Genomic DNA, 3,027 nt, shown 5'->3' on the forward strand with positions numbered 1-3,027 from the left:
CGGTACAAGACTGCTGGCTAAGCATTATCTAGACGACTATTTCAAGTCGCATGTATTCCTTGAGCTTTCAAGGCGCAACCCTCACAGAACCGTGCTTGCACTATTAATGCACACGGCTCCTCCTAGTTACCATTCACAAAATGTAGCTAATCTCTTAGATTGAGATTTTACTACTTCTGCTATCCTTAGTAGTTTTGCTTCCACTTATCCCTACCTCTGAGTGTAGTAAATGTTTCCCTAGTAAGGGCGATAACTGGTAGCTAGCCTTTCCTCCATCGGCATTACCCAACTTCATTGGTACTACGCTGCTATCCGACTCCCTACACAGCATTTGGTCTCCTTGCTTTTTATCGCTTGTACACCATACTCTTCTTACAAGAAAAGACCGGTAGGGTCTCCCGAGTTGCCGTATCATATCGATGTGTAACGTGCCAAGGTCTCTGACTCCAGAGAGGTTTTATCCATCTTGCCCTAAACGAAGGATAAAATGTAGCTTTCTGCTGCAGGTAAAGCATCAGCCCTCTCGTTTTACTAACATTATGGAGCTCAATCCCTTCAACCAATTGGCTTTCGGCCCGCCACCTAACTGTCTACGCTTAAAGACTAAAGTTACCTTTAGCCCTCCAAGACTCGCTACGAGCGAATGGCTAGTTCTTACTCGACGGGAATCCCACCCGTTATATGATACGACCTAGGCTCGGCCGCACACCTGCTTCGTTAGTTCAACACAAGCCTAAAAAAAACAAGGGGTTCAGTGAAAAAGTATGACCGCCGCATTTTAATTAAAATTATTTTCTCATCTATGCTTCATACTGTTGCTTGTACAGTGACACCACACCAGTTTCTAATATGTATTCTTCATCAAACTAAAAGCACTTTAGAGTTCCGTGCTAATACAAACAATTAGATATTAGGGAAAAGAACTTAAACATTCAAGGTTCTCTACCGACACGTCCTATGATAAACTTAAGCTAACAAAATATTCCAAATTAATAATACTATTCAATAAGCTGAAACTTACAAAACGCGAGCGGATTTAATCATAAACCTACTTTTTTAGAGGGGAGGATTGAAAAATTGAGGTTGCTAATTGCAATTCCATTTATTCTTATCGGTTCTATTTTAACGGCAACAACAATTGAGGATATAAGCTATTTAGGCAATATAACTATTAAGATAATAGGGTTCGGGATTATAGCAATTGCGGCATCATTCGCAAGAAATAAGCAAGGACAAACAAACGCCTTAAACAATAACCGATATAAATGAAACATCAAAAAAGAGTGTCGGTTTTGCAAACCAATGCTCTTTTTATTGTTTTTTATTTTGTAAAGACTAAAGCCAATTAGGTTGCTAGTCAGTGAGTAAAACATAATTTTCTCTCCCATAACGGAACCTTTTAGGATTAAACCCAATCTCTTTATACCTTGTTAAACTAACCTGCTCGTAAGCTGAATAACAAAAAGCCACCAAGAATGTTTGGCAGCTGGATCTTAAACTCTTGCACCCGTTAGTTCAATAAGACGCAGGACTTCCTGTTAATTTAATGGACCAGTCACTTCAAGGCACCTTCCATTATACGCGTCCATCCTAACGGTTAGTTCTTCGCCATTTTTAGTTTTCAGCGTTACACTCAACTCACGTTGATTAGTGATTTGATTAAAAAAACCACTCTTTTTATCAATGGAAAATTTCTCAGGTTTAATGTCATCCCAATTAATATCCACGGCTTCTATTCCCAATCTTTTTGGTGGTAGTTGCAAACACAAAGCTGCATAATCTGTGGCTTTTCCAGTTGCCAATATTGGCTTTTGGTATGCATATGCAAAACAAATGATAAGTAAAACTAAAATGCGAAAACCTTCTTTCTTCAAGTTTGAGGACTTTAGCACGTTTCAATCACCCTATCCAATATCATATAAAAACGTAATTCGACAACCCCTCCAAAATTCCTGCCTTATTGTACTATCCTGCTTCTTTAGTTCAATAATAAAAGCTGCCCCAGGCATAGGCAGCTATTACTTCATTCTTGCACCCGTAGTATAATAAGCAACTCCTATATTGAATAGTTGCACCATTACATTATTTTTTCAATACCTTAACCAGCTTAAAGAATAAGAATCCAAAGCCAACAAGTAAAGCTAATATTAACAACGATACGAAGATATTTAATATCATATAATCGCCCCCAAGATAATTCTTGTATTTATTTTACCATTAGATTCCAGTTAATTTGTGAATATTTATTGAACTATCCTGCTCCGTTAGCACAAAAAGAAAAGCCGCCAATTATGACCGCTCCATTCTTGAACTCTTGCCCCCGTTACTTTAAGTTGAAAGTTTCACATACTAATCACTTTTCTAATAGAGAAACTAATATCCGTATGTGTCTCCTTTTTTCAAATTTAAGATATGATTGTTAATCGATACTGTGCTGTTATTGTCCCATTCCACTTCAACCTGTTCTACTGTGTCTTGATAATAAATTCTTTTTTTAAACCACAGTGGTCCTTTTAATTCTCCCCTCACTCCAAATGAACCTGCTGCCCCTGCGTCATAACGATAAAAATCAATTGTATAGTTACCATCAGGAGAGTGTACAGTTTCAATGTGCTCATTCGCTCCCAATAAAGAAGCAAATAAGGATAACAAAATTACTAGAAAGAGAGCAATAGACAATAGAAATGATAAAATTACAGTCAACCAACTTCTTGTTTTTGCCTGCCAATTCCTATTATCTTTAAACCCTTTAATTCCAAAGATAAAAGATATTGCACTAATCAAAAGAAGAATGTAGTTTGGCGGAGCAATCAGCCAAGTATTGCTAATATTAGAATACAATGAGTAGGCTACTAATCCTAAGCAAACAAGTATTAAATAAAAAGACCATAAGTTATATCTTTTTCCCACAAATTCCCCTCCTTGTTTTTATCTGTCTTCTTGTGCTAGTCGAGTAGAATGGAGCCTTTCTACCTTACGGTAGATTGTACTCCACCCCCTCCCAGAACCGTGCTTGCACTATTAATG

The 3,027-nt window shown here is 37.5% G+C and carries 3 protein-coding genes; 1 reads left to right on the forward strand and 2 read right to left on the reverse strand.

Going from position 1 to position 3,027, the window contains the following annotated elements; all coding sequences use genetic code 11:
• Positions 1-1,077 precede the first annotated feature (1,077 nt).
• A complete protein-coding gene (locus TR08_RS19010) occupies positions 1,078-1,269 on the forward strand; it encodes a hypothetical protein (RefSeq protein WP_045520906.1) in 192 nt (63 codons plus the stop codon).
• A 269-nt stretch (positions 1,270-1,538) separates the two neighbouring features.
• Here the strand turns inward: TR08_RS19010 and TR08_RS19015 are convergent, their stop codons facing one another.
• On the reverse strand, positions 1,539-1,892 hold the full coding sequence (locus tag TR08_RS19015) for a hypothetical protein (RefSeq protein WP_045520908.1): 354 nt from the start codon (positions 1,890-1,892) through the stop codon (positions 1,539-1,541).
• A 481-nt stretch (positions 1,893-2,373) separates the two neighbouring features.
• A complete protein-coding gene (locus tag TR08_RS19020) occupies positions 2,374-2,910 on the reverse strand; it encodes a DUF5412 family protein (RefSeq protein WP_045520910.1) in 537 nt (178 codons plus the stop codon).
• Positions 2,911-3,027 lie beyond the last annotated feature (117 nt).

The sequence above is a fragment of the Neobacillus niacini genome (assembly GCF_000759675.1).
GTDB classification, from domain to species: domain Bacteria; phylum Bacillota; class Bacilli; order Bacillales; family Cytobacillaceae; genus Neobacillus; species Neobacillus niacini_A.